This window comes from Dellaglioa sp. CoH-55-MRSF-7 (assembly GCF_056782235.1).
Genome location: NZ_JBXAYI010000188.1, coordinates 1 through 257 on the forward strand (window position 1 = coordinate 1; position 257 = coordinate 257).

The 257-nt window shown below is 54.9% G+C and carries 1 protein-coding gene; it reads right to left on the reverse strand.

The window, feature by feature from the left end; all coding sequences use genetic code 11:
- Positions 1-236, reverse strand: a 236-nt coding sequence (locus AC1RPU_RS08340) for a hypothetical protein (protein WP_481769703.1), incomplete at its 3' end; no start/stop codon positions are given.
- Positions 237-257 lie beyond the last annotated feature (21 nt).

Sequence of the window (257 nt, forward strand, 5' to 3'; positions counted from 1 at the left end):
GTTTTCAGTTCTCCTATCTGTTGAACTGTGCGGGCGTACGCGTCGCCCTTGCGGTCCGGAAACTGTAGAGCTACTTGCGCGTCCACAGCCTCCAGAGTACGGTATCGGTCGTATAGCTCTTCGGCCAACCCATACTGCGGTTCAAGCTTAGCCACATTCGGAACCACCATCTTCCGGATTGTGGTGCCTGTCCCTTTGTTGAGAGCGGCCACCACACTATCCTTTGGCTTCATCAAATAGGCCAGTGCCTTCTGCTG